This is a genomic window from Rhizobacter sp. P1_G5 (assembly GCF_056405435.1).
Window position 1 is genome coordinate 1 of the sequence record NZ_JBFUCB010000020.1, and the last position, 24,447, is coordinate 24,447.

Consider the following 24,447-nt stretch of genomic DNA (forward strand, 5'->3'; position numbering starts at 1 on the left):
GGGCAGGCCGGCCGCATCGGGCAGGCCGGCCGCATCGCCCAACGGCCGCCACGCGACGAGCGCCACCGCTGCCGCGAGCCCGCCCAGCACCTGCCAGCCGGCGGCCGCCGACCAGCCGCACACCCCGGCGACCAGGCCCAGCCCGCCGGCCAGCATCATCCCGCTGCCGACCCCGACGAAGACCCAGCCGGACCAGGCGCTGCGCTGGCGGCGCGCCAGTTCCGCCAGTGCCCAGGACGACGCACCGACCAGCACCCACGCACTCGCGACCCCGGCCAGCCCGCGCCACAGCAGCCAGGCGCGGTAGTCGTCGCCCAGGCCCATCGCGAGCGTGGTCAGCGCGGTGGCGAGCAGCCCGGCCCGCCCGACCACGCCGGCCGGCAGCGGCCAAGCCGCGCACAGCAGCGCACCGGCCAGGTAGCCCGCATAGTTGATGCTCGCGAGCCACGCCCCGTGCGGCAGCGACAGCCCGGCGTCCTGCATCAGCGGCAGCAGCGGCGTGAACGCGAAGCGGCCGATGCCCATCCCGCTGGCCAGGCACAGCGCGCCGACCAGCGCGGCATGGACGGCGCTGCGGGGGGAGGAGGTCGAGTTCGGCATGCCTGCATGCTAGTCACCGCGCCTGTTCCGCGATATTGAATTATTCCGAACGACTTGTTCTGGAAAGGCGAACAGGACGGGCGCCGGCGTGGCAGCATCGCGGCATGGACCTCGAATCCCTCTCCATCTTCCGGACGGTGGTGCACGAAGGCGGCATCCTGAAGGCGGCGCGCAAGCTGCACCGCGTGCCGTCCAGCGTGACGACGCGCATCCAGCAGCTCGAGGCCTCGCTCGGTGCCGAGCTGTTCCACCGCGACCGGCAGCGCCTGCACCTGTCGCCGCGCGGGCAGGTACTGCTCGACTACGCGGATCGCCTGCTGAGCCTGTCGGACGAGGCACGCCAGGCGGTGGTCGGCGGCGCCCCGAGCGGCGTGCTGCGCATCGGCGCGCTCGAGAGCACCACTGCGAGCCGGCTGCCCGCGGTGCTGGCCGCCTACCACCGGCGCTACCCGGAGGTGCGCGTCGAGCTGAGCACTGGCACCAACGATGCGCTGCTGGCGGCGCTGGTGGCGCGCCGCATCGATGCTGCCTTCATCGTCGAGGCGCCGGCCGACCGCTCGCTCGCGACGATGCCGCTGTTCCGCGAGCGGCTGGGGATCATCTCGGCGGCCTCGCACGCACCGATCGTGCGGGCGCAGGACGTGCAGGGCGACTCGGTGATCAGCTTCCCCGACGGCTGCGCCTACCGCCGCGTGCTGATGCGCTGGCTCGGCGACCGGCGCATCGCGTCGATGCGCATCCTCGAACTGAGTTCGTACCATGCGATCGTCGCCTGCGTGGCGGCCGGCACCGGCATCGCGCTGGTGCCGCAGGCGGTGCTCGCGACGCTGCGCAGCCCGCCGGTGCTGTGGCATCCGCTGCCGAAGGTGCATGGCGAGCGGGTCACGCCGCTGGTGTGGCGGGCCGGCGAGGTGCCGTCGGCGCTGGCGGCGCTGCAGGTTTCGTTGCGCAATGCCTGAATCCAGGGCCGGTGCGAGCCCGTCCGGCCGCCACCCCGCATAACATCGCTGCATCGCCGACGGCACGCACAGTGCCGCGGCCCCTCGGGAGGATGTATGAAACCGATTCAAACCGGGCGCCTCGCCGCGCTCATGCTGACCCTCGCCATGTCGGCGGGGGTCCTGGCCCAGACGCAGGCCCAGGCTGCCGCACCAACGCGTGCTGCCGCGTCGGGCGGCTTCAGCTATGCCACCGGGCCGGCCCCGGCCTGGGTCGTGCCCGCTGCCGAAGCGCCGCAGGCCTCGGTCGACCGCAGCTCGATGCACTACCGCGTCATCGACCGCCAACTGCTCGCCGATGGCAAGTCGATCTGGGACTACAACCATGTGGTGCGCGTCATCGACACCGACGCCGGCCTGTCCGTCGCGTCGCAGATCGAGCTCGAGTTCGACCCCAGCTACCAGACCTTCACGCTGCATCACCTCGACCTGGTGCGCAACGGCAAACGCATCGCCAAGCTGGACCGCCGCCGCATCCAGCTGATGCAGCGTGAGACGCAGCTCGAGCGGCGCATGGTCGACGGGCGCGTGACGGTGTCGATCGTGCTGGACGACGTGCGGGTCGGTGATGAAGTGGATTTCGCCTACTCGGTGCGGGGTGCGAACCCCGTGTTCGGCGGCAGGTTCGTCGCGCTCGAGGCCTTGTCGTCGCAGCGCGGTCCGGTGCAGGCCTACCAGGTGCGCCTGGTCGCACCGGTCGAGCGGGCGCTGCAGGTGCGAGTCGGCCCGGCCGACGTGACGAGCGTGGCCCAGGTGCGCAACGGCCGGCGCGAGACGGTGTGGCGCCGTGTCGCGGTGCCGCGCTTCAGCCCCGATGCCAACGCCGGCTTCAGCGTGGCCGCAGCCCAGCTGTGGCAGGCCAGCGAGTTTGCCGACTGGGCCGAGGTGGCGCGCTGGGGCCAGGGGCTGTTCGCGGCGCTGCCGGCCGGCGCACGGGTGGACGCCGTGATCCAGGACATCCGTGACAAGGAGGCCGCGCCCGCCGACCGGGTGCGCGCCGCGCTGCGCTTCGTGCAGCAGGAGGTGCGTTACTTCGGCACCGAGATCGGCAGCAGCTCGCACCAGCCCGCCGCGCCCGACAAGGTGATCGAGCAACGCTTCGGCGACTGCAAGGACAAGGTCGCGCTGCTGGTGGCGCTGCTGCGCAAGCTCGACGTTCCGGCAACGCCGGTGTTGGTGTCGATGACGGCGCGCGGGCGCGTCGAGGGCATGCTGCCCGGCCCGCTGGCCTTCGACCATGTGATCGCCCGCGTCGAGCTCGAAGGGAAGACCTACTGGTTGGACGCGACGCGCAGCCGCCAGACCGGACCGCTGGAGGGCCGCCAGGCGGTCGATTTCGGGCTCGGCCTGCCGTTGACCGGCTCGACCACTGCCCTGGTCGCGTTGCCGGACGCGGTGGACACGGACCGCCAGGTGGTCGAGGACAGCCTGCGTTTCGAGCGTTTCGACACCGACCCGGTGCTGGAATCGCGGATCACGTTCCGCGGGATCCTCGCCGAGTCGTTCCGGGATATCGTCACCACGCAAGGTCGCGAGGCCTTGCAGACGCGACTGGCCGCGCCCTACCTGCGCCTGTACCCGAAGGCCAAGGGCCAGGGCTCGATGGAGGTCGTCGATTCGCAGGTCGACGATGCGGTCACCTTCGTCCAGCGCTTCAGCGTGCCGGAGTTCTGGCGCTTCCCGGACGAGCGCGTGCTGGTCGCCGACATTGGCTACTGGGCCACCGCCGACGTGATGATGGTTGCCAAGGCGGAGGCACGGCGCGATGCCTATACGGGCGCACTCCCGGGCACCTACCGGCACACGGTGACGCTGGATTTCCCGGACGACGTGACGGCGCGGCCGGTGACGCAAATCGTGAACGAAGGCGACGCCCATTTCACGTGGAAGGGCACGTTCGATGCCGACCGCAAGCATGCGGACTATCGCTCGGTGYTGCGCGTGTCGGCAGACCAGATCGAGGCTGCGGCGTGGCCGGGCTACATGGAGAAACTCAACAAGCTGTGGCCCAGGCTGGCGGCGACGGTGTCGATCTCGCCGCTGTCGCCCACCGACCTCGACAAGTTGCGTGCCGATCTGCAAGGACTGGACGACGGCCTGCGCACCAAGCGGTTGAAGGCGAAGACGCGCATCCAGGCGGAAGCGCACGGGCGCGTCGCGCTGCTGTCTGCGCAACTGGCCGCGAAGCGCCTGTCGCCGACGCTGCAGGCCCAGGCGCTGACGGCGCGCGGCATCCAGTACGACCACCTGGGCCGGCTGGCCGACGCGAAACGCGACTTCGCGCGATCGCTCGAGCTGGCGCCGGACGTTGCCGAAACGCAGAACGCCGCGGCCGTCAATGCGGTCGCGTTGCGCGAACTGCCACGCGCCGTGGCGCTGACCGGCAGCGTGCTCGAGCGCGATCCACGGGACACCGAGGCGCGGCGGGTGCGGGCGATGGCCCGCTACTTCCAGCAGGATTTCGATGCCGCGCAGGCCGACCTCGACGAGATGCTGGCCGACCGGGCCGTCGTGCGACGGGGTTACCCGGTGCTGTGGTTGGCGCTGGCCATGCGTCAGGCCGGGCGCGACCCGTCCGCGCTGGCAACACGCTATCCGTCGGACCAGCTGCCCACCGACTGGCCGCGGCCGCTGGTGGACTACGCGCTGGGCTCGCTCTCGGCCGATGCGCTGATCGACGCGGCACGGGCCACGAAGTCGCCCGAGGAGTCGCTGTGCGAGGCCTACTTCTACATCGGCGAGCGCTACGAGGCCGAGGGCAAGCGCAGCCGCGCGAGAGACTACTGGCGCAAGAGCGTCGACCAGGGTGTGCTGGAGTTCTTCGAGGACCAGGCCGCCCGCCTGCGCTTGGCTGAACCGGCGTGATCTCCTAAAGTCGGGCGCCGGCAGCCGGCGCTGTCGGGAACACACCGGAGCAAACCATGGCCGAGACCGACTTCGAGATCCTCGACGAGCGATTCCGCAGCTGCGTGCGCACCAGCGCCCGCGTCGACACGCTGCACCAGGGCATGCGCTGGGCCGAGGGGCCGGTCTACGTGCCGGCCGGGCGCTACCTGCTGTGGAGCGACATCCCGAACGACCGGATGCTGCGCTGGGACGAGACCGACGGCCGCGTCAGCGTGTTCCGCGCACCGTCCAACTTCGCGAACGGCAACACGCTCGACCGCCAGGGCCGGCTCGTCACCTGCGAGCACGGCTCGCGCAGCGTCGCCCGCACCGAGCACGACGGCCGCGTCACGACGCTGGTCGACCGGGTGCAGGGCCGGCGGCTGAACAGCCCGAACGACCTGGTCGTGAAGTCGGACGATTCCATCTGGTTCACCGACCCGGCCTACGGCATCGATTCGGACTACGAAGGCCACCGCGGCGAAAGCGAGACCGGCGGCTGCCACGTCTACCGGCTCGACCCGCGCAGCGGCGAGTGCGTGCGCGTCGCCGACGACTTCGTGCGGCCCAACGGCCTCGCGTTCTCGCCCGATGAATCGAAGCTCTACATCGTCGACAGCGGCGCCACGCACCAGCCGGGCGGGCCGCGCCACATCCGCGTGTTCGACGTCACGGCGCGCGGCGGGCTCGCGGGCGGCGAGGTGTTCGCCACCTGCAGCGCCGGGCTGTTCGACGGGTTCCGCGTCGACGAGGCCGGCCGGCTGTGGTGTGGCGCGGCCGACGGCGTGCACTGCCTCGCGCCCGACGGCACGCTGCTCGGCAAGGTGAAGACGGCCGAGCGCGTCGCCAACGTCGTGTTCGGCGGGCCGAAGCGCAACCGGCTGTTCCTGTGCGCGACCAGCTCGCTGCTGTCGGTGCTGCTGCCGGTCAACGGCCTCAAGACGTTCTGACTGACGTTCTGATCCGTCCGCTGCACGGCCTGTCCGCCCCGCCGTGCGGCCTGTCGCACCGCGATGGCGTTTCGTCGCGCCGTCCGTAGAGTCCCCCGTTCGTCCCTCGTTTCCCCCACCTCCCCACGCAGATCCTGCATGCTGACCATCGCCCAGCTGTCGCACACCTATGCCAACGGCACCCGCGCCCTCGATGACGTGACGCTCGACATCCCGCGCGGCATGTTCGGCCTGCTCGGGCCGAACGGCGCCGGCAAGTCCTCGCTGATGCGCTGCCTCGCGACGCTGCAGCAGCCGAGCGCCGGGCGCATCGCGTTCGACGGCATCGACGTGCTGGCCGAACCGGCGCGGCTGCGGGCGGTGCTGGGCTACCTGCCGCAGGACTTCGGCGTCTACCCGCGCGTGTCGGCCTGGGACATGCTCGACCACCTGGCCGTGCTGAAGGGCGTGGCCGGGCGCGGCGAGCGGCGCGAGACGGTCGATTCGCTGCTGCAGCAGGTCAACCTGTGGGACGTGCGCAAGAAGGCGATCGCCGGCTTCTCCGGCGGCATGCGCCAGCGCTTCGGCATCGCGCAGGCGCTGATCGCGAACCCGCGGCTGATCATCGTCGACGAGCCGACTGCCGGCCTCGACCCGGAGGAGCGCAACCGCTTCAACAACCTGCTGGCCGAGATCGGCGAGAACGTGGTCGTGATCCTGTCGACGCACATCGTCGACGACGTGACCGACCTGTGCCCGCGGATGGCGATCCTGGTCGGCGGGCGCATCGTGCGCACCGGAACGCCGCAGGCGCTGATCGCCGAGATGGCCGGCCGCGTCTGGCAGGGCGAGGTCGCCAAGGAGGAGCTCGCCGACGCGCGCAGCCGCATGGACGTGATCGCGACCCGGCTGCGCGGCGGCCGGCCGGTCGTGCACGTGCTGGCCGACGACGCGCCGGCACCGGGCTTCACGCCGGTGGAGGCGGGGCTGGAGGATGTGTATTTCTCGACGCTGCACCAGCACCGCAGCGCATCGGCCGGGGTGGCGGCAGGAGCCTCGGCATGAGCGGCAGCATGCTGATGCACGTCGCGCGCTTCGAGGCGCGCTACCAGCTGAAGAGCCCGGTGTTCTGGGTCGGCTGCCTGATGTTCTTCCTGCTGACCTTCGGCTCGGTCACGGTCGACACGATCCAGATCGGCAGCCGCGGCAACGTGCACCTGAACTCGCCGTTCGCGATCCTGCAGACGCTCGCGATCATGAGCCTGTTCGCGGTGTTCGTCGTCGTCGCGATGGTGTCCAACGTCGTGATCCGCGACGACGAGACCGGCTTCGCGCCGATCATCCGCTCGACGCTGCTCGGCAAGGGGGCGTACCTGGTGGGCCGCTTCCTCGGCGCGAACGGGGTCGCGCTGGGGGTGCTGGCCTCGATCCCGCTCGGCATCCTGGTCGGCGTCGCGATGCCGTGGGTCGACGCCGAGAAGGTCGGCGCGTTCCACCTCGCGCACTACCTGTACGCGCTGTTCGCATTCGGGTTGCCGACGCTGCTGATCGTGTCGGCGGTGTTCTTCGCGGCCGCCACCGCGACGCGCTCGATGATGTGGACCTACGTCTGCGCGGTCGGGATGCTGGTGCTGTACTTCGTGATGCGCGGGCTGCTGCGCAACCCGCAGTACGACAGCATCGCAGCGCTGCTCGACCCGTTCGGCCTGTCGGCGCTCAGCATCGTCACCAAGTACTGGACGGCCGCCGAGCGCAACACGCTGCTGCCGGCGATGACCGGGCCGATGCTCGCGAACCGGCTGCTGTGGTCCGGCATCGCGCTCGCGGTGTTCGCGCTGACCTGCCGGCTGTTCCGCTTCGAGGAGCGTGCGCCGGTGGGGAAGACGCCGAAGAGGGCACCGAAGAAGTCGAAGGACGCCGCCGAACAAACCGCAAGGCCGACCGCAATCGGCGCGCTGCCTGCCGCGCGCGCCGATGCCCCGACGCGCCGCGCCCAGCTGTGGCGCCTGGCCCGCTTCGACATGGCCTTCGTGTTCCGCAGCCCGGCGTTCTTCGTGCTGCTCGGCATCGGCGTGCTGAACGCCGGTGGCTCGCTGTGGTTCAGCGGCGAGTGGTACGGCAGCGGCTCCTGGCCGGTCACGCGCCTGATGGTGCAGACGCTGGACGGTGCGTTCACGCTGATGCCGATCATCATCGCGATCTTCTATGCGGGCGAGCTTGTGTGGCGCGACCGCGAGCGTCGCATGCACGAGATCGTCGACGCGACCGCCGCACCCGACTGGGCGCACCTGCTGCCGAAGATCGTCGCGATCGCGCTGGTGCTCGCGGCCAGTGCGCTGGTCGCGGTGCTGACCGGCATGCTGGTGCAGGCCTTGAAGGGCTACACCCGCTTCGAGCCGGTGGCCTACCTGCTGTGGTTCGTGCTGCCGATGACCGTCGGTGCGCTGCTGCTGGCGGTGCTCGCGGTGTTCGTGCAGGTGCTGGTGCCGCAGAAGTTCATCGGCTGGGGCGTGATGCTGCTCTACATCGTCGCGTCGGTCGCGTTGTCGGCGGCGGGCTTCGAGCACAACCTCTACAACTACGGCGGCACGCCGCGGGTACCGCTGTCGGACATGAACGGCCTGGGGCGCTTCTGGATCGCGCAGGCCTGGTTCGAGGTCTACTGGGGTGGGTTCGCACTGGTGCTGGCGGTGCTGTCGCACGCGCTGTGGCGACGCGGCGCGAACCTGGCGCTGCGCCCGCGCCTGGCCCACATGGGCCACCACCTGCATGGCGGGGCCGGCGCGCTGCTGGCGCTCGGGCTCGTGGTGTGGATCGCGAGCGGCGGCTGGATCTACTACAACACCAACGTGCTGAACGCCTACGTGACGCAGCCTCAGCGCGACGCGCAGCTGGCCCAGTACGAGCGCGACTTCCTGCCGTTCGAGAAGCTGCCGCAGCCGCGCATCACTGCCGTCACGCTCGATGTGCAGCTGTACCCGCGCGAGGCACGTGCGGTGACGACCGGCAGCTACGTGCTGCGCAACCGCACCGGCGCGCCGGTCGACACGCTGCACCTGCTGTGGCCCGAGCGCACGACGCTCGACCGTGTGGAGCTGCCCGGTGCGACGCTGCAGCGCGAGTGGGCGAAGGAGCACTACCGCATCTACAAGCTCGAGCCGGCGATGCAGCCGGACGAGACGCGGGTGCTGCGCTTCGCGATGACGCTGGAAGAGCGCGGTTTCCCGAACGCACAGCCGCTGACGCGGCTGGTTGCCAACGGCAGCTTCGTCAACAACGCCGAGATCACGCCGGCGATCGGCATGTCGCGCAACGGGCTGCTGACCGACCGCGCGAAGCGCCGCAAGCACGGCCTGCCGCCGGACCTGCGCCCGCCGACGCTGGAGGATGAATCGGCACGGGCCGACAACGGCTTCCGCAAGGACAGCGACTGGGTCGACGCCGACATCACCGTGACGACCGACGCCGACCAGACCCCGATCGCACCGGGCTACACCGTCAGCGACACGACGGCGAACGGGCGGCGCACCGCGCACTTCAAGCCGGACGCGCCGATCAACCACTTCTTCTCGATCCAGTCGGCACGCTATGCGGTGCTGCGCGACCGCTGGAAGGAGGTCGACCTGGCGGTCTACCACCAGCCCGGGCACGAGTTCAACACCGACCGGATGATGCAGGCGATGAAGCTGTCGCTCGAGCTCTTCAGCGAGAAGTTCTCGCCGTACCAGTTCCGCCAGGCGCGCATCCTGGAGTTCCCGTCGTACGCCGACTTCGCGCAGTCGTTCGCCAACACGATCCCGTACTCGGAGAACATCGGCTTCATCTCGCGGCTGACCGACCCGCAGAAGATCGACGTGGTGACCTATGTGACGGCGCACGAGATCGGCCACCAGTGGTGGGGCCACCAGCTGGTGCCGAGCTCGCAGCAGGGCGGCGAGCTGCTGGTCGAGAGCTTCGCGCAGTACTCGGCGCTGCTGGTGATGGAGAAGATGTACGGGCGCGACCAGATCCGCCGCTTCCTGAAGTATGAGCTCGACCGCTACCTGCGCCAGCGCGGCGGCGAGGTGGTGGAGGAGCTGCCGCTCGCGCGCGTCGAGAACCAGGGCTACATCCACTACCAGAAGGGCTCGCTCGCGATGTACTGGCTGAAGGAGGTGGTCGGCGAGGCGGTGCTGAACCGGGCGCTCGCGAAGCTGCTGAAGGCGTACGCTTTCAAGGCCGCGCCGTACCCGAACAGCCGCGACTTCCTGCGCATCCTGCGTGCCGAGGCCGGGCCGCAGCACGATGCGCTGATCACCGACCTGTTCGAGAAGATCACGCTGCTTGACCTGAAGGCGACCGCCGCGACCGCGACGAAGCGCGCCGACGGCCGCTACGACCTGGTGCTGGAGGTCGAGGCGCGCAAGCTCTACGCCGACGGCAAGGGCCAGGAGACCGAGGCCCCGCTCGACGAGCCGGTGGACATCGGCATCTTCAGCGCCGAGCCGGGCAAGGAGGGCTTCGGCGCGGACTCGGTGCTGCATTTCGAGCGCCGGCCGGTGCGCAGCGGCAAGCAGTCGATCACGCTGGTGGTCGACAAGGCGCCGGCCTTCGCCGGGGTCGACCCGTACAACAAGCGCATCGACCGGATCTCGGAGGACAACCTCGTGAAGGTCGAGTTGAAGCAAGCCGTGAAGTAATGCTTGACGAACCGGTAAAGAGTTTTTACGATCCGCGCCTTGCTTGAAAAAGCGCAACGAATCAACGAATCCGAGGACGCCACCGTGATCAGCCGCCACCTTCCCCGTCACCTGCAGCAAGCCGCCCGCGCATCGGGCGAGTGCTTCTGCGTGGCGATGGGCATGGGGGCAGGCAAGGGTTACGGCAACGATCGACGGCATCCGGGAGAAGGCAGGGCGTAGGCCCACCCTTCGACTCTGTTCACAGAGGCCCGGATTCCGCGATGGATCCGGGCCTTTCTGCTTTTCGAGCCTGGTTTTGAATGCACCACCCGCTCCACTTCGGGTGTGCCCTTGCCCTCCGCGACCGCACGAAATGGTGTTGGCGGCGCGGGATGTGCGCGGTCCGGACCCGGACCCCGTGCAGCGAGACACCACTTCCGACGGGATGCTCGCGCTTGGACACAGCCGAAGTGCAGTGGATGCTGCGGTCCCTGCCCTGAACGACATACCGCGCGGCGCGATGCCGCGCGGCCAGGGCCAGGGGGTTCGACTCCCCCGCCGCGGCATCAGGCTGTCACCCGCTCCCAGGTGAGGCCGTGTTTCGCGAGGTACTTGCGCAGCCGGTCGGCGTCGTTGACGACGCTGCGCTGCCGGCGCGAGACGTCGAACAGCTGACGCCCCGCCTCCGACAGGGTGCGCGAGCGGCGGCACAGCTGCACGACGGCCTGCAGCTGCAGCCGGTCGAACAGGTCGAGTGCCTGCGCGGCATCGCCCAGCAGGGCATCGAGGTCGACGGCATCGTGCGCCGGCGCATCGCCCGCGTGGTGCTGCCACAGCCAGCGCAGCCGCTGCAGCTCGGCATCGACCAGCGCCGACGAGATGCGCCCGCCGTCGGCCAGCGTCGCCAGCCGCGTGATGCTGGCCGACAGGTCGCGGAAGTTGCCGCGCCACAGCGCCTCGGGCGACTGGGCGAAGCGCAGGTACTGCAACCGGGCCTCGGCGTTGAAGCGCACCGCGCGGCCGTTCTCGGCGGCCACGCGTGCGAGCAGGTGCTCGACGTTCGGCTCGATGTCTTCCGGCCGCTGCGCGAGGCCCGGCAGCACGTAGCTCCACAGGTTGATGCGGGCGTACAGGTCTTCGCGGAAGCGGCCCTCGGCCACGTCGATGCGCAGGTCGCGGTTGGTGCCGACCATCAGCTGGAAGTCGCTCGCCACCTCGCGGTCGCTGCCCATCGGGTAGAAGCGCTTCTCCTCCACCGCCTTCAGCAGCATCGCCTGCTCGTCCAGGCCCAGCTCTCCGATCTCGTCCAGGAACAGCACGCCGCCATGCGCGCTGCGCAGCAGGCCGGCGCGCTCGGCAGCCGCGCCGGTGAACGCGCCCTTGCGGTGGCCGAACAGCGTGGAGGCGGCGCCGTCGCCGTGCAGCGTCGCGCAGTTGACCTCGACGAACTCGCCGCTCACCTGGTGGCGCGACTTCTTCAGCTCGAACATGCGCCGCGCGAGGTGCGACTTGCCGGCGCCGGTCGGCCCGGTCAGCAGGATCGGCGCGCGCGAGCGCACGGCCACGCGCTCGATCTCGTCGATCAGCGCGTTGAAGGCGCGGTTGCGGGTCGCGATGCCGTCCTTCAGGAAGTCGACCGCGTCCTGCTGTGCCTGGTGGAAGCGCTTGGCGAGCCCGTCGTAGCGCGACAGGTCGAGGTCGATCAGCGTCAGGCTGCCGGGGTTGTCGTGCGTCTGCTTCTTCGGCGGCGCGGTCTGCAGCAGCACACCGGGGATGAAGCGCGACTCGATCATCAGGAACATGCAGATCTGCGCGACGTGCGTGCCGGTGGTGATGTGGGCGCGGTACTGCTCGCGCTCGGTGTCGAAGGGGTAGGCGCGCACCCAGTCGTAGAGCGCGCCGTACATCTCGCCGAAGTCCCAGGGGTCGGCCACGTCCATCGGGATCAGGTTGACCAGCGTCTCGGGCGAGACCGAGGCGATGTCGCGCTGCACCTGCTGCGCGAGGCCGAGGTGGCGCGGCGTGTGGATCAGCTCGATGCGGTGCACGACGACGTCGGGCTGCTGGACCAGCGAGACCGTCGGGCGCCACTTCTCCCAGCGGCCGGCACCTTGGCCGGCATCGAGCTGGGTGCCGAGGAAGCCGATGACGACGGTGTGCTTCATGTGCTGAATTGCTAAGAGGCTAGCGATGATTCTAGATTCTGGCTGTTCTGGTTCAAGCATCCCGATCCAATCGGGCCGGGATACTTGAAGAAACTCCTTGTGCGACAAGCACTTGCGAGGAGGCGAGAGCCCAAGGCAACACGCTGGCACGAGCGCTGCAATGGAAGTGCTGTCCTGACGCAAACGAAGAGTGCAATGGCCAGGGGTTGAGGCGAAGGCCTGCCCCGCTGGCGCAGGGGATCCGGGGTGTGACAGCCCTGTCGGTGTCCTGCGTACCGCGCTTCGGGAACGTCGGGTGTGAGGGCAGTCAGGTGAACGCACGCAAGTCGCGCCGGGTTCGAGTCCCGGGCTGCCCACCATCTGTAGCTCAGCTTGGTAGAGCAACTCGTTTTCAACGAGTCCGTCGCGGGTTCGACTCCCGCCAGGAAAGCTGGCCGAAAGGCCATGGTTGTGCCGGGTCGAAAGACCCATGCCGAACGCGGAAGACAGCCGGCGAGTCCGGAACGATTCCGTCAGCAGCGGCGGCCCGCACTGGGAAACCGGTCGGCCCTTGCCTGCACCCCTCGCCACGGCCGCGGTCGTGTCGAGCGTTGCAAGGCCAGCGGTCGGTGCGATCCCCGTCCGCCGACGCTGCTGTAACGGCACCTATTCGATGAGAAGAACGAGGAGAAGAAGATGTTGATGTTCGAACGTGTGATGGTGAAGAAGAGCGAACGTGGCCTGCTGCTGCGCAACGGCGATTTCGAGCGCGTGCTGGCGCCCGGCCGGCACTGGGTGTTCAAGGGGCTGGACCGCCTGCGCGTCGAGACCTTCGCGCTCGACCAGCCTGCGTTCACGCACGGCCTGGCCGACTACCTGATGGCCAAGGAGCCCGAGGTGGTCGCGGCCGAGTTCGTCAAGGTCGAGCTGTCGGAGACGCAGGTGGGCCTGCGCAGCGACAACGGCGTGCTGGTCGAAGTGCTCGCGCCCACCACGCGCCGCCTGTACTGGAAGGGCCTGGTGGATGTCACGGTGGACGTCGTAGACCTGGCGGCCGGTGCCGAGCTGTCGCCTGTGCTGACGGCTCGCCTGGTGCAGACGCAGGCGCGCAGCCGCGGCGTGTCCGGCCTGGCCGGCGTGTTGCAGGTTCAGGTGAACGAGTTCTCGGCCGGCATCCTGTGGATCGACGGCAAGGTCGATCGCGTGCTCGGTGCGGGTTCGTACGCGTTCTGGAAGTTCAACCGCACGGTCTCGGTCGACCTGGTGGACCTGCGCCTGCAGGCGGTCGACGTGAGCGGCCAGGACATCCTGACGCGTGACAAGGTCAGCCTGCGCCTGAACCTGGCGGCCACCTACCGGATCACCGACGTGCTGAAGGCGTACACGCAACTGCAGAAGCCCGCCGAGCACCTGTACCGAGAACTGCAGTTCGGCCTGCGCGCCGCGGTGGGAACCCGCAGCCTCGACGAGTTGCTGGAGAACAAGGCGGTGATCGACGAGGTCGTGACCGGCCATGCGCGTGCCAAGCTCGCGGACTACGGCCTGGCGCTGGAGAGTGTCGGCGTGAAGGACATCGTGCTGCCCGGCGAGATGAAGACCATCCTGTCGCAGGTGGTCGAGGCGCAGAAGGCGGCGGAAGCCAACGTGATCCGGCGCCGCGAGGAAACGGCGGCCAGCCGCTCGTTGCTCAACACGGCCAAGGTGATGGAGGACAACCCCACCGCGCTGCGCCTGAAGGAGCTGGAGACGCTGGAGCGCGTGGCCGAACGGATCGACAAGATCTCGGTGTTCGGCGGATTGGAAGGCGTGCTGAACGGGCTGGTGAAGCTGGCCTAGAGGAAACGAAATGGAAACCATGAAGAACTACGACACCGAAACCATCGAAGGCGGCGTGCCCGTCAAGATGTGGACCCGCGGCGTGCCCGTCGAGGCCGAGGCGAAGAAGCAGCTCGCGAACGCGGCGCGCCTGCCGATCGTCTTCAAGCACGTCGCGGCGATGCCCGATGTGCACCTGGGCATCGGCGCGACCGTCGGCTCGGTGATCCCGACGCTGCGCGCGATCATCCCGGCCGCGGTCGGCGTCGACATCGGCTGCGGGATGATGGCCTGCAAGACCACGCTGCGCGCCGAAGACCTGCCGGACAACCTGGGCCCGCTGCGTTCGGCGATCGAGCGCTCGGTGCCGCACGGCTCGACGCCGCGCCACCGTGGCCGCGACCAGGGCAGCTGGGAGAACCCGCCCGAGACCGTCGACCAGGTGTGGGCGACGCTCGTCGACGAGTTCGATGCCTTGTGCGAGCTGCACCCGCGCCTGAAGAACACCAACAACCGCAAGCACCTGGGGACGCTGGGTGGCGGCAACCACTTCATCGAGGTCTGCCTCGACGGGGAGGGCGCCGTGTGGTTCATGCTGCACTCGGGCTCGCGCGGTGTCGGCAACGCGATCGGCACGCACTTCATCGAGCTGGCCAAGAAGGATGCCGAACAGCACCAGCGCAACCTGCCCGACCAGGACCTGGCGTACTTCGAGGAAGGTGCGCAGTACTTCGGCGACTACGTGCGCGGCGTCGGCTGGGCGCAGAAGTTCGCGGCGCGCAACCGCGAGGTGATGATGACCAACCTGATCGCCACCGTGCGCCAGGTGATCGCGAAGCCGTTCGAGACGCACGTCGAGGCCGTCAACTGCCACCACAACTATGTGCAGCAGGAACGCCACTTCGGCGAGGACGTGTTCGTCACCCGCAAGGGGGCGGTCAGCGCGAAGCGCGGCCAGCTGGGGATCATTCCGGGCAGCATGGGTGCGCGCAGCTTCATCGTGCGCGGCCTGGGCAACCCGGAGAGCTTCGAGAGCTGCAGCCACGGTGCCGGCCGCGTGATGAGCCGCACGAAGGCGAAGAAGCTGTTCAGCGTGGCCGACCATGCGAAGGCGACCGAAGGCGTCGAGTGCCGCAAGGACGCGGACGTCATCGACGAGATCCCGATGGCCTACAAGGACATCGACGCGGTGATGGAAGCACAGAAGGACCTCGTGGAGGTCGTGCACACGCTGAAGCAGGTGGTGTGCGTGAAGGGGTGAGGGGAGGAGTGATGAAGAGCGGAAAGCAGCGCCGCGCCGAGATCAAGGCGCGGCGCATCCAGCGCGCGGCGCGCAGCAACATCGATTGCTTCACGCCGGTGCGGGTCCTTCCCGTGGGGGCGGTTGCCGCCGATCCGCAGCAACTGCTTCACAACAACACGTACGGCCAGCTTCCGCTGTTCTATGTCGACCGCGCGTTCAGTTGCCGAGATTGCAACCGGGCCGAGGTGTGGACGGCCAAGCAGCAGAAGTGGTGGTACGAGATCGCGAAGGGCAACATCTACAGCCAGGCCGTTCGCTGCCGGCCTTGCCGGCGCATCGAACAGGCGCGCGTCGAAGCGGCTCGAATCGTTGCGCAGGCCGGGCTGGCGCAAAAGCAGGAAGCGATGGCCAACAGGAAATGAACATGATCGAACTCGACGGCGCCACCGGGGAGGGTGGCGGCCAGATCCTGCGCAGCGCACTGGCGCTCGCGATGTGCACCGGCCGGGGCGTTGCCCTCCAGAACATCCGCGCGCGCCGGCCCAAGCCGGGCCTGATGCGCCAGCACCTTGCCTGCGTGCAGGCGGCGCAGGCCGTCAGCGGCGCGCGGGTGCAGGGCGCCGAAGCCGGCTCGATGTCGCTGGTCTTCGAGCCCGGCGCGGTGTGCGCCGGCGACCATGTCTTCAGCGTCGGCACGGCCGGCAGCGCGACGCTCGTCCTGCAGACCGTCTGGCCGGCGCTGATGTTGGCGAGCGGCACCAGTCGGTTGACGCTCACCGGCGGCACGCACAACCCGATGGCGCCGCCGTTCCACTTCATCGAGCGCTGCTATGCGCCGCTGCTGCAGCGCCTGGGCGCCGGCAGCCGGCTGCAGTTGCGCCGCCACGGCTTCTTTCCGGCCGGCGGCGGCGAGTTCGTCGCCGAGATCCTGCCGGCGCTGGGGGGGCTGCTGCCGTACGACCTGGTGGAGCGCGGCGCGTTGATCGCTGCCCATGCGGAAGCCCTGGCGGCGGCGGTGCCGCGCAGCGTGGCGTCGCGCGAGCTCGCGATCCTGCAGCGCGAGTTCGGCTGGCCCGATGACGCGTTGCAGGTGCCGGTGCTGCGCCAGAACGAGGGCCCGGGCAACGCGCTGATGGCGACGCTCGCGCACGAGCACGTCACCGAGCTGGTGATCAGTTTCGGCGAGCGTGGCCGCAGTGCCGAGGATGTCGCGCTGTCGCTCGCCGCGGAGCTGCGCGCGTACCAGGCCGGCAGCGGCGCTCTCGGCCCTCACCTGGCCGATCAATGGGTGCTGCCGCTTGCGCTGGCGGTGTGGCGCAGCGGCCGGCCGGCGCGCTTCAGCTGCACCGAGCTGACGGAACACGCGCGGACGAACTTCGCGGTGATCGAGCGCTTCCTGCCGCTGCGCATCATGACGCAGGGGCAGGAGGGCCACTGGTGCGTCACGGTCACGCCGCTCGGCGCGTGACGCCGGGTCAGCCCCGCAGCGCGTCGGCCAGCGCCTCGATCTCGAGCCGCTGGTGCAGCCGCACCAGCCAGCGCGCCGGGATGCCGGCCTTGCCGTAGTGCGCGCCGGCGAGCTGGCCGACGATGGCTGCCGTGGTGTCGGCATCGTCGCCGAGGTTGGCGGCGCGCAGCACCGCCGCCTCGAAGCTGTCGGTCTGCGCGAAGCACCACAGCGCGGCCTCCAGAGATGCGACGCAATAACCCGAGCCGGTGACCTGCGATTCGCGCTTGTGCAGGTACTCGCGGGCGGCGATCGCCTGCACCTTCGGCATCGTCGGCCTGGCCAGCCGGTTCGCGAGGATCGCGTCCTTCGGGTGGCCGTCGAGCGCGTGGCACAGCAACTCGGCGAACAGCGCGCAGCATTCCAGCGCCTCGGTCGCCGCATGCGTGGTGGCCGAGCTGCGGCGCGCCAGGTCGATCGCGGCCTGCTGGTCCGGGTGGCCGAACAGCACCGCCGGCGCGAGCCGCATCAGCGAGCCGTTGCCGGCGCTCATCGGGTCGGTGGAGCCGGCCATCGGGTTGCGCGTTACCAGGTAGCGCTGCAGCGCGCCCGAGACGGTGATGCCGATGTCGAAGCAGCTGCCGGTCGCGCTCAGGTAGCCGTGGTGCCACCAGTTCACGTAGCGGTTCATCTGGTCCTCGGCATCGAAGCCGCGGCATTCGACCAGGCTGGTCGCGAGGCACAGCGCCATCGAGGTGTCGTCGGTCCATTCGCCGGCCTTCAGCCCGAACGGACCGCCGCCGACCATGTCGGTGATCGGCTCGAAGCTGCCGCGGCGGCGGAACTCCAGCGTGGTGCCGACCGCGTCGCCGCAGGCCAGCCCGAGCAGGCAGCCGCGGTAGCGATCGAGCAGGGCGGCTTCCTGCCTCATCGCGGTGTCAGCCCCAGGAAGTGATCCAGCATGTGGAAGTGATCGTCGAGGAACTGGTCCTCGAGCGCGGGCAGTTCGCCGATCGGCGTCCACAGCGCTGCGGCCGCGTCGTCGCCGGCCACCACCTCGGGCAGCTCGCGCCCGCCGAGGTCGAAGTGGTGGGCATGCGTGATCGTGCGGCCGCGCTGGCTGCGGTCCGGGTGGTCGAACACCGCGGTTGCGCGCAGGCACTGGCGCATGCTGGCGTCGAGCAGGTGCAGCTGGGTCTCTTCGCGCAACTCGCGCAGCGCCGACTGGTAGGCGGTCTCGCGCTGCTCGATGAAGCCGCCCGGCACCGCGTACAGGCCCTTGCCCGGCGCCTGGCCGCGGCGCACCAGCAGCACGTGGCCGGCGCATTGCACGATCGAATCGACGGTGACGAACACCGGCGGGTAGGGCGCGGCGGACCACGAAGCCCGGTAGGCCTTCAGCATGCGCCACTCGGCGGCCAGTGCCTCGAACAGCGGCAGGCGCGACCAGGCGCGCAGGAAGCCGAGCGTGGTCGACGGGGCCTGGCCGACCAGCGCCGCGAGCGTCGCGTCGACATCGTCGGCCGCGCAGGCGAAGAACGCATCGCGCAGCGCGGTGCCGTCGGCCGCGGCGATGCGCGCGACGCTGTGCAGCCGCCAGCCCGGGAAGCCCTGCAGGTACTCGCTGGTGGCGTCCTTGAAGTGGCCGACCAGCCCGATCGAGCCGAGCCGCGGATCGGCCCGCTTCGCGATCTGCGCCTGCACGCCCTCGTGCACCGCCTTCAGCCAGCGCGTCTCGTCGTAGTAGTCGCGCACCGGCAGGAACTCGATGCGGCTGCGCTCGTCCTCCGGCAGCGCGAGCCGGATCATCTCGGCGCGCTCCTCCCAGGTGAACGGGTTCTTCGGCGAGCGTGCCTGGTGGGCCGAGCCGATCACGACGACGACCCGCGGCGCGATCGCCAGCGCCTGGTTCAGCAGCGCCAGGTGCCCGTTGTGGAACGGCTGGAAGCGGCCGATGTAGACGGCCGTGTCGTGGTGCAGGCCCTGCGCGGCGGTTGGGTGGGACGGGACGGTTCTCATGGGATGTGCGCTGCGATGGGCATCTGCCGTCCGCTGCCGAAGGCACGGGGGCGGACGCGGATGATGGGGGGCGCCTGGCGCCGCTTGTATTCGTTGCGGGCGATCATGCGCCGCACCCGCTCGACCAGCGCACGGCCCTCGTCGCTGCGCTGCAGCTGCGCGACGAAGGCGGCCGACTGGGCGCGCTCGCGCGGCGCAAGCCGATCGCCTTCGATCAGCAGCTTCAGCACCTCGTCCAGCACCTCGTACGGCGGCAGGCTGTCGGTGTCCTTCTGGCCCGGCGCGAGCTCGGCCGACGGCGGCTTGTCGATGATGGCGGTCGGGATCAGCTCGCGGCCGGCGGCCTCGTTGACGTGGCGCGACAGCGCGAACACCTCCGTCTTGTAGAGGTCGCCGATCAGCCCGAGGCCGCCGTTGGTGTCGCCGTACAGCGTGCAGTAGCCGACCGAGATCTCCGATTTGTTGCCGGTGGTCAGCAGCAGGTGGCCGAAGCTGTTCGAGTAGGCCATCAGCGCGGTGCCGCGGATGCGCGCCTGCAGGTTCTCGTGCGACAGGCCTCGCAGCGGCTTGCCGAAACTGCGCTCGAACTGCGCGCCGTAGCCGTCGACCAGCTCGGCGATCGGGTGCGTGAAGAGCTCGATGCCGAGGTTGTGGCACAGCGTGACCGAGTCGTCCACCGAGCCGGCCGACGAGTAGTGCGAGGGCATCGTCACCGCGCTGACGTTCTGCGGACCGAACGCCTGCGCGGCGAGTGCCAGCGTCAACGCGCTGTCGATGCCGCCCGACGAGCCGACCACGGCTTGCTTGAAACCGCAGCGCCGCGCGTAGTCGGTGAGGCCGAGCACGATCTGCGCCTGGTAGAACGCCATCGTCGGCAGGCCGGCCGCCGGTACCGGCGGTGGCGTGTCGCCGGCGAGCGTCAGGAAGCGGCCGTGTGCGAAGCGCAGCGTCGTCACGTCCTCGACGAAGCGATGGGCCTCGTAGACCACGCGGCCGTCGGCCTCGGTCGCGAACGACGCGCCGTCGAACACCAGCTGGTCGTGGCCGCCGATCTGGTTGACGTAGAGGATCGGCAGTCGGTGGCGGCGGCTCGCGTCGCCGAAGATCTGGTGGCGCTGCTCGCGCTTGCCGATCTCGGACGGGCTCGCGTTGATCGAGACGACCAGGTCGGGCGCGGCGTCGCGCATGCGTTCGAACGGGTTCACCGCGTAGTCGTCGGCGACATCGTTCCAGCCGTCCTCGCAGATCATCATGCCGACCTGCGTGTCGCCGATGCGCAGTACCTTGGCGACATCGGGGCCGGGCTCGAAGTGGCGGCGCTCGTCGAAGATGTTGTAGGTGGGCAGCAGCTGCTTCGCGTAGCGCAGCACGATCGTGCCGCCATGCAGCACCAGCAGCATGTTGTGCAGCCGCTTGCCGGGGCCGTCGCGGCGCAGCGGCGCACCGACCACCCAGTGCAGGCCGGGCAGCTCGCGCGAGGCCTGCAGCAGGGCGTCGAGGCCGGCGTCGACGCGCTGCAGGAAGCCGGGTTCCTCGAGCAGGTCGGCCGGGTAGTAGCCGGTCAGGCCGAGTTCGGTGAAGACGACCAGCTCGGCGCCTTGCGTGTTCGCCTCACGCGCCGCGGCGACCATCTTCGCGACGTTGCCGGCGATGTCGCCGATGGTCGGGTTCAGCTGGGCGATGGTGATCTTCAGCATGCGCGTTCCTTCAGGCGGGGACGTTGAAGACCTGCTTCAGGTAGGCGAGGAAGGTCTGGTCGTCGCACAGCGTCTTGCCCGGGCTGTCGGACAGCTTGGCCACCGGCTGGCCGTTGCAGCGGGTCAGCTTCATCACGATGTTCAGCGGCGTCAGGCCCACGTCGTTCGACAGGCTGGTGCCGATGCCGAAGCCGGTCTGCGTTCGGTCGGCGAAGTGGCGGTAGAGCTCGAGCGCCCGCTCGATGGTCAGGCCGTCGGAGAACACCAGCCGCTTGGTGTGCGGGTCGATGCGCAGCTTCGCGTAATGGGCCAGCGCCTTCTCGCCCCACGCGACCGGGTCGCCGGAGTCGTGGCGCAGCCCGTCGAACAGCTTCGCGAAGTAGAGGTCGAAGTCGGCGAGGAAGGCGTCCATGCCGACCACGTCGGTCAGCGCGACGCCGAGGTCGCCGCGGTACTCCTGCACCCATTCCTCGAGCGCGGCCTTCTGCGAATCGCGCAGCCGCACGCCGAGCGCCTGGAAGGTCTGCAGGTACTCGTGCGCCATCGTGCCGATCGGCACCAGGCCGAGCTCCTTCGCGAGCAGCACGTTGGAGCTGCCGCGGAAATACTGGGGCAGGGCGTCCTTCAGCGTCGCGACCACCTCGCGCTGCCAGGCACCGCTGTAGCGCCGGCGCACGCCGAAGTCGAAGAACTCGAACGGGTTGCGGCGCGGCGGCTCGCTGCCGAAGGCGCGCAGCACCGCGATCTTGGCCTGCAGCCGCTCGCGGCCGGCGGCGAGCGCCGGGCCGGCGTCGAAGCGGCGGAAGTACAGCTCGTTGACGATCGCCAGCACGAAGATCTCGAAGGCCATCACGTGCACCTGCGGGCCCTTCGCGATGATCTCCAGCGTRTCGCCGGCGGCCCGCGCGGTGATGAAGACGCGCTGGAACTGGAAGATGCGCAGGAAGTCGACGAAGTCCGACTTGATGAAGCGCAATGCACCCAGGTAGGCGAGTTCGTCTTCGGCGAAGCGCAGCGAGCACAGGTGGTCGAGCTCGCGGTTCACGTCGGCCAGCAGCTCGGCCAGCGGGTACGCCGGCACGTTGCGGCAGACGAAGCTGTACTCTGCCTGCGTCTGCGGGTGCCAATGCAGCATGGTCTGCCACATCGTGAACTTGTAGAGATCGGTCTCCAGCAGGCTGTGGATCACAGGGGGCATGGGGGCTTTCTGGTCAGGCGAAGGTGTCAGGTCTGTCAGGTGAATTGGCGGAGGATCTCGCCGCTGCTCGCAAGTTGAACACCGCGGGCGCGCATCGCATCGAGAAACCCTTGCTGCTGCGCCTCGAAGCCGCCGACCGGGCTGATGCAGTCGGTCAGCAGCACGACGCGTTCCAGCCGGCCGCCGGGCAGGTGGTCGACGACGTGCTCGGTGGTGGCCTTCACGCAGTGGCTGCCGGCCTCGCCGGCGATCAGCAGCAGGTCGGCCTGGTCCAGGCGGTCGATCAGCGCCTGGTTGAGCTGCGTGTCGGGGTCGCCGGCATCCGGCACCTCGGCCTGCACCGCGCTGTAGTGCTCGGTCCACGGGTTCTCGCCCTTCGTGACCATCTCCACCTGGGCCAGCCGGCGCTCTTCCCAGGCGTTGCAGGCGGCACGCACGTCGGCGTGGATGCCGTGGCCCCAGCTGCCGATCTCGCAGTGCACCGGCCAGACCATCAGCGTGTAGCGGCCGCGTGCCTCCAGCTCGTCGAGGTAGGCCAGCGTGCGGGACAGCGCTGCGGCGTCGCGCGGGCGGAACGCGCCGTCGCGCACCTCGCGCGCCGTGATCGGCGTGAACGGGCCGACCGCGCTGCCGTCGCGCTGCTGCCAGAAGGTCGGGTGGGCGATGTCGACGTGGTGGTGGGAGTCGAGCGTCACGGTGATGCCGGTGATCGCATCGCCGGCCTGGCGGATGAAGCCGGCCAGGCGCTGCATGTCGGCGTGGGCGCCGGCCACCGGCAGCGCCGGCGCGAGCGCCGTGCCGGTCAGCGGATCGGCCGGGCGCCAGGCGGCGGGGAGGTCGCAGAAGTCGTTCTGCGGGTCGATGATCAGGAGCTGGGTTCGCGGTTTCATCGCAGGCTTTCGTCTTGAACGTGACCGTACTCTAGATGAGTTAGATCAACATTGCAACTAACTAAGGTAAAGAGGGGGCGGCCCTAACATCGCGGCATGGCTGTAGACACCTTCCCGCCCATCATCTGCACTGTCGATGTCGTGCTGCTGACGCTGCACGACGGTGCCTTGCACGTGGTGCTGCACCTGCGCGACCGCGAGCCGTTCCTCGGCATGCCGGCGCTGCCGGGCGGCTATGTGCACCAGCAGGAAGACCGGGACGCCGAGGACGCCGCGGTGCGCGTGTTGCGCGACAAGACCGGCATCGCGAGCCCGTACCTGGAGCAGCTCGCGACCCTGTCCGGCCCGGCCCGCGATCCGCGCGGCTGGTCGATCTCGGTGGCCTATTACGCGCTGGTGCCGCGGCAACTGCTGCCCGTCGATGCGGCGCAGCTGCGATTGATGCCGGCCGACCGCCTGCCGGCGCTGCCCTTCGATCACCGGCGCATCGTCGAGCTGGCGGTGTCGCGGGTGCGGGTGAAGAGCCACTACTCGTCGCTGCCGGTGCACCTGTGCGGCGAGCGCTTCACGCTGCCGCAGCTGCAGTCGGTGTACGAGGCGGTGCTCGGCGAACCGGTCAACAAGGTGAGCTTTCGCCGCAAGATGGACGAGCTGGCGATGCTGGAGCCGATCGACGGCGAGCTGGAGCTGGGCCGGGCCAACCGGCCGGCCCAGCTGTACCGCGTGCGCCGGGAGTTCCGGCGCACGCTCTCGCTGCTGGAGCGAGGGCTCGGCTCTTAGGCCGCTAGAAGCTCCGCCTGCAGCGTCGGCGGCACTTCGGCGTAGTGGTCGAAGTGCATCGAGTACTGCGCCCGGCCTGACGACAGCGCCCGCAGGCTGCCGATGTAGCCGAACATCTCCTTCAGCGGCACATGCGCCTCCAGCGCCGTCGCGTTGCCGCGCGGATGCTGGGCGCGCACGTGGCCGCGCCGGCGGTGCAGATCGCCGATGCTGTCGCCGAGGTAGTCGGCCGGCGTGACGACTTCCACCGCCATCACCGGCTCGAGCACCACCGGCGCTGCACGCGCGACGCCGTCGCGGAAGGCCGCGGCCGCCGCCAGCTCGAACGCCAGCACCGACGAGTCGCGCTCGTGGAAGCTGCCGTCGAGCAGCGTCACCTCGAGGTCGACCACCGGGTAGCCCGCCAGCACGCCGGTCTCTGCCGCGCGCTTCACGCCGGACTCGACGCCCGGGATGAACTCGCGCGGGATCGCGCCGCCCGTCACCTGGTTGACGAAGCGCAAGCCCTCGCCGCGCGCCAGTGGCGCGATGCGCAGCGTGACACCGGCGAACTGCCCGGGGCCGCCGCTCTGCTTCTTGTGCAGGTGGCTGACCTCGACCGTGCGCGCGACCGTCTCGCGGTAGGCGACCTGCGGCCGGCCCACCGTGACCTCGACGTGATGGCGCGTGCGCAGCTTCTCCAGCGTCACCTCGAGCTGCAGCTCGCCCATGCCGGACAGGATGGTCTGGCCGGATTCGGCGTCCTGGCGGATGCGCAGGCTCGGGTCTTCCTTCGCGAGCGCGCCCAGCGCCTTGCCGAGCTGCTGCTGGTCGGCCTGCGTGCGCGGCTCCACCGCGACGTGGATCACCGGTTCCGGGATCGAGATGCTCTCCAGCACGACCGGGTGGCGCTTGTCGGCGAGCGTGTGGCCGGTCGTCGTGTCCTTCAGGCCCACGAGCGCACCGATGTCTCCCGCCTGCAGGGCCGGGACTTCCACATGCTTGTCGGCATGCACTTCATACAGGCGCGCCACGCGCTCGGTGCGGCCGGTGCTCGCATTGAGCACGCTGTCGCCCGGCCGCAGGCGGCCGCGGTAGACGCGCACGAAGACCATCGCGCCGTGGTCGTCGGAGACGACCTTGAACGCGAGGGCCGCGAGC

General features: G+C 69.7%; 19 protein-coding genes and 1 tRNA gene. 12 read left to right on the plus strand and 8 right to left on the minus strand.

What is annotated here, in order from left to right; all coding sequences use genetic code 11:
• On the minus strand, positions 1–600 hold a 600-nt coding region (locus AC1D12_RS02920; RefSeq protein ID WP_477838773.1), incomplete at its 3' end, for a YbfB/YjiJ family MFS transporter.
• Positions 601–704: 104 nt separating this feature from the next.
• Here AC1D12_RS02920 and AC1D12_RS02925 point away from each other — a divergent pair.
• The 6 genes from AC1D12_RS02925 to AC1D12_RS02950 all read left to right on the plus strand — a co-directional run bounded on the left by AC1D12_RS02925 (position 705) and on the right by AC1D12_RS02950 (position 10,314).
• Complete coding sequence (locus AC1D12_RS02925) at positions 705–1,559, plus strand: LysR family transcriptional regulator (RefSeq protein WP_477838775.1); 855 nt, start codon at positions 705–707, stop codon at positions 1,557–1,559.
• Positions 1,560–1,655: 96 nt separating this feature from the next.
• The gene (locus AC1D12_RS02930) at positions 1,656–4,463 is read left to right on the plus strand and encodes a DUF3857 domain-containing protein (protein WP_477838777.1); all 2,808 of its coding nucleotides are present in this window, start codon (positions 1,656–1,658) and stop codon (positions 4,461–4,463) included.
• A gap of 56 nt (positions 4,464–4,519) precedes the next feature.
• Entirely contained in the window at positions 4,520–5,434 is a 915-nt protein-coding gene (locus AC1D12_RS02935; RefSeq protein ID WP_477824475.1) for an SMP-30/gluconolactonase/LRE family protein, read from the plus strand.
• Positions 5,435–5,572: 138 nt separating this feature from the next.
• Positions 5,573–6,478, plus strand: a complete 906-nt coding sequence (locus AC1D12_RS02940) for an ABC transporter ATP-binding protein (RefSeq protein ID WP_047503747.1) — start codon at positions 5,573–5,575, stop codon at positions 6,476–6,478.
• Positions 6,475–10,092 carry an ABC transporter permease/M1 family aminopeptidase gene (locus tag AC1D12_RS02945; RefSeq protein ID WP_477838779.1) on the plus strand — a complete coding sequence of 1,206 codons (3,618 nt, stop codon included), beginning with the start codon at positions 6,475–6,477 and terminating at the stop codon, positions 10,090–10,092. The genes AC1D12_RS02940 and AC1D12_RS02945 overlap by 4 nt, the downstream gene beginning before the upstream one ends.
• Before the next feature lie 39 nt (positions 10,093–10,131).
• Positions 10,132–10,314 carry a hypothetical protein gene (locus AC1D12_RS02950; RefSeq protein ID WP_477824473.1) on the plus strand — a complete coding sequence of 61 codons (183 nt, stop codon included), beginning with the start codon at positions 10,132–10,134 and terminating at the stop codon, positions 10,312–10,314.
• A 326-nt stretch (positions 10,315–10,640) separates the two neighbouring features.
• Here the strand turns inward: AC1D12_RS02950 and rtcR are convergent, their stop codons facing one another.
• Positions 10,641–12,239 carry an RNA repair transcriptional activator RtcR gene (gene rtcR / locus AC1D12_RS02955; protein ID WP_477824472.1) on the minus strand — a complete coding sequence of 533 codons (1,599 nt, stop codon included), beginning with the start codon at positions 12,237–12,239 and terminating at the stop codon, positions 10,641–10,643.
• A 356-nt stretch (positions 12,240–12,595) separates the two neighbouring features.
• Here rtcR and AC1D12_RS02960 point away from each other — a divergent pair.
• From AC1D12_RS02960 to rtcA, 5 genes are all read left to right on the plus strand, one after another.
• Positions 12,596–12,667, plus strand: a tRNA-Glu gene (locus AC1D12_RS02960).
• Positions 12,668–12,920: 253 nt separating this feature from the next.
• The gene (locus AC1D12_RS02965) at positions 12,921–14,054 is read left to right on the plus strand and encodes a slipin family protein (RefSeq protein WP_477838789.1); all 1,134 of its coding nucleotides are present in this window, start codon (positions 12,921–12,923) and stop codon (positions 14,052–14,054) included.
• Positions 14,055–14,064: 10 nt separating this feature from the next.
• The gene (locus tag AC1D12_RS02970) at positions 14,065–15,294 is read left to right on the plus strand and encodes an RtcB family protein (protein ID WP_477838781.1); all 1,230 of its coding nucleotides are present in this window, start codon (positions 14,065–14,067) and stop codon (positions 15,292–15,294) included.
• Positions 15,295–15,305: 11 nt separating this feature from the next.
• Positions 15,306–15,698, plus strand: a complete 393-nt coding sequence (locus AC1D12_RS02975; RefSeq protein WP_477838783.1) for a zinc-ribbon domain containing protein — start codon at positions 15,306–15,308, stop codon at positions 15,696–15,698.
• 2 nt (positions 15,699–15,700) lie between these two features.
• Positions 15,701–16,744: an RNA 3'-terminal phosphate cyclase gene (gene rtcA, locus AC1D12_RS02980; protein ID WP_477838785.1), complete on the plus strand. Its 1,044-nt coding sequence runs from the start codon at positions 15,701–15,703 to the stop codon at positions 16,742–16,744.
• Between the two features lie 7 nt (positions 16,745–16,751).
• On the opposite strand, the gene AC1D12_RS02985 is transcribed toward rtcA, so the two are convergent.
• The 5 genes from AC1D12_RS02985 to AC1D12_RS03005 are packed head-to-tail and all read right to left on the minus strand — an operon-like array spanning position 16,752 to position 22,527.
• Positions 16,752–17,654 (minus strand): ADP-ribosylglycohydrolase family protein, encoded by a 903-nt coding sequence (locus AC1D12_RS02985; protein ID WP_477824468.1) that lies wholly within the window; start codon positions 17,652–17,654, stop codon positions 16,752–16,754.
• Positions 17,651–18,742 carry a bifunctional nicotinamide-nucleotide adenylyltransferase/Nudix hydroxylase gene (locus AC1D12_RS02990; RefSeq protein ID WP_477824467.1) on the minus strand — a complete coding sequence of 364 codons (1,092 nt, stop codon included), beginning with the start codon at positions 18,740–18,742 and terminating at the stop codon, positions 17,651–17,653. The genes AC1D12_RS02985 and AC1D12_RS02990 overlap by 4 nt, the downstream gene beginning before the upstream one ends.
• The gene (locus tag AC1D12_RS02995) at positions 18,739–20,439 is read right to left on the minus strand and encodes an NAD+ synthase (RefSeq protein WP_477824466.1); all 1,701 of its coding nucleotides are present in this window, start codon (positions 20,437–20,439) and stop codon (positions 18,739–18,741) included. The genes AC1D12_RS02990 and AC1D12_RS02995 overlap by 4 nt, the downstream gene beginning before the upstream one ends.
• 10 nt (positions 20,440–20,449) lie before the next feature.
• The gene (gene pncB, locus AC1D12_RS03000) at positions 20,450–21,637 is read right to left on the minus strand and encodes a nicotinate phosphoribosyltransferase (RefSeq protein WP_477824465.1); all 1,188 of its coding nucleotides are present in this window, start codon (positions 21,635–21,637) and stop codon (positions 20,450–20,452) included.
• Positions 21,638–21,672: 35 nt separating this feature from the next.
• Positions 21,673–22,527 carry a cysteine hydrolase family protein gene (locus AC1D12_RS03005; RefSeq protein WP_477824464.1) on the minus strand — a complete coding sequence of 285 codons (855 nt, stop codon included), beginning with the start codon at positions 22,525–22,527 and terminating at the stop codon, positions 21,673–21,675.
• Positions 22,528–22,623: 96 nt separating this feature from the next.
• Here AC1D12_RS03005 and AC1D12_RS03010 point away from each other — a divergent pair, with 96 nt between their 5' ends.
• Positions 22,624–23,307, plus strand: a complete 684-nt coding sequence (locus tag AC1D12_RS03010; protein WP_477824463.1) for an NUDIX hydrolase — start codon at positions 22,624–22,626, stop codon at positions 23,305–23,307.
• Here AC1D12_RS03010 and AC1D12_RS03015 read toward each other — a convergent pair.
• On the minus strand, positions 23,304–24,447 hold a 1,144-nt coding region (locus AC1D12_RS03015; protein ID WP_477838787.1), incomplete at its 5' end, for an EF-Tu/IF-2/RF-3 family GTPase. The genes AC1D12_RS03010 and AC1D12_RS03015 overlap by 4 nt on opposite strands.

Excerpts from the sequence above, each read along its gene's own strand:
- AC1D12_RS02925 (WP_477838775.1), top strand. The coding sequence starts at position 705 with ATGGACCTCGAATCCCTCTCCATCTTCCGGACGGTGGTGCACGAAGGC.
- AC1D12_RS02935 (WP_477824475.1), top strand. The coding sequence starts at position 4,520 with ATGGCCGAGACCGACTTCGAGATCCTCGACGAGCGATTCCGCAGCTGC.
- AC1D12_RS02940 (WP_047503747.1), top strand. The coding sequence starts at position 5,573 with ATGCTGACCATCGCCCAGCTGTCGCACACCTATGCCAACGGCACCCGC.
- AC1D12_RS02945 (WP_477838779.1), top strand. The coding sequence starts at position 6,475 with ATGAGCGGCAGCATGCTGATGCACGTCGCGCGCTTCGAGGCGCGCTAC.
- rtcR (WP_477824472.1), bottom strand. The coding sequence starts at position 12,239 with ATGAAGCACACCGTCGTCATCGGCTTCCTCGGCACCCAGCTCGATGCC.
- AC1D12_RS02965 (WP_477838789.1), top strand. The coding sequence starts at position 12,921 with ATGTTCGAACGTGTGATGGTGAAGAAGAGCGAACGTGGCCTGCTGCTG.
- AC1D12_RS02970 (WP_477838781.1), top strand. The coding sequence starts at position 14,065 with ATGGAAACCATGAAGAACTACGACACCGAAACCATCGAAGGCGGCGTG.
- AC1D12_RS02975 (WP_477838783.1), top strand. The coding sequence starts at position 15,306 with ATGAAGAGCGGAAAGCAGCGCCGCGCCGAGATCAAGGCGCGGCGCATC.
- rtcA (WP_477838785.1), top strand. The coding sequence starts at position 15,701 with ATGATCGAACTCGACGGCGCCACCGGGGAGGGTGGCGGCCAGATCCTG.
- AC1D12_RS02985 (WP_477824468.1), bottom strand. The coding sequence starts at position 17,654 with ATGAGGCAGGAAGCCGCCCTGCTCGATCGCTACCGCGGCTGCCTGCTC.
- AC1D12_RS02990 (WP_477824467.1), bottom strand. The coding sequence starts at position 18,742 with ATGAGAACCGTCCCGTCCCACCCAACCGCCGCGCAGGGCCTGCACCAC.
- AC1D12_RS02995 (WP_477824466.1), bottom strand. The coding sequence starts at position 20,439 with ATGCTGAAGATCACCATCGCCCAGCTGAACCCGACCATCGGCGACATC.
- AC1D12_RS03005 (WP_477824464.1), bottom strand. The coding sequence starts at position 22,527 with ATGAAACCGCGAACCCAGCTCCTGATCATCGACCCGCAGAACGACTTC.
- AC1D12_RS03010 (WP_477824463.1), top strand. The coding sequence starts at position 22,624 with ATGGCTGTAGACACCTTCCCGCCCATCATCTGCACTGTCGATGTCGTG.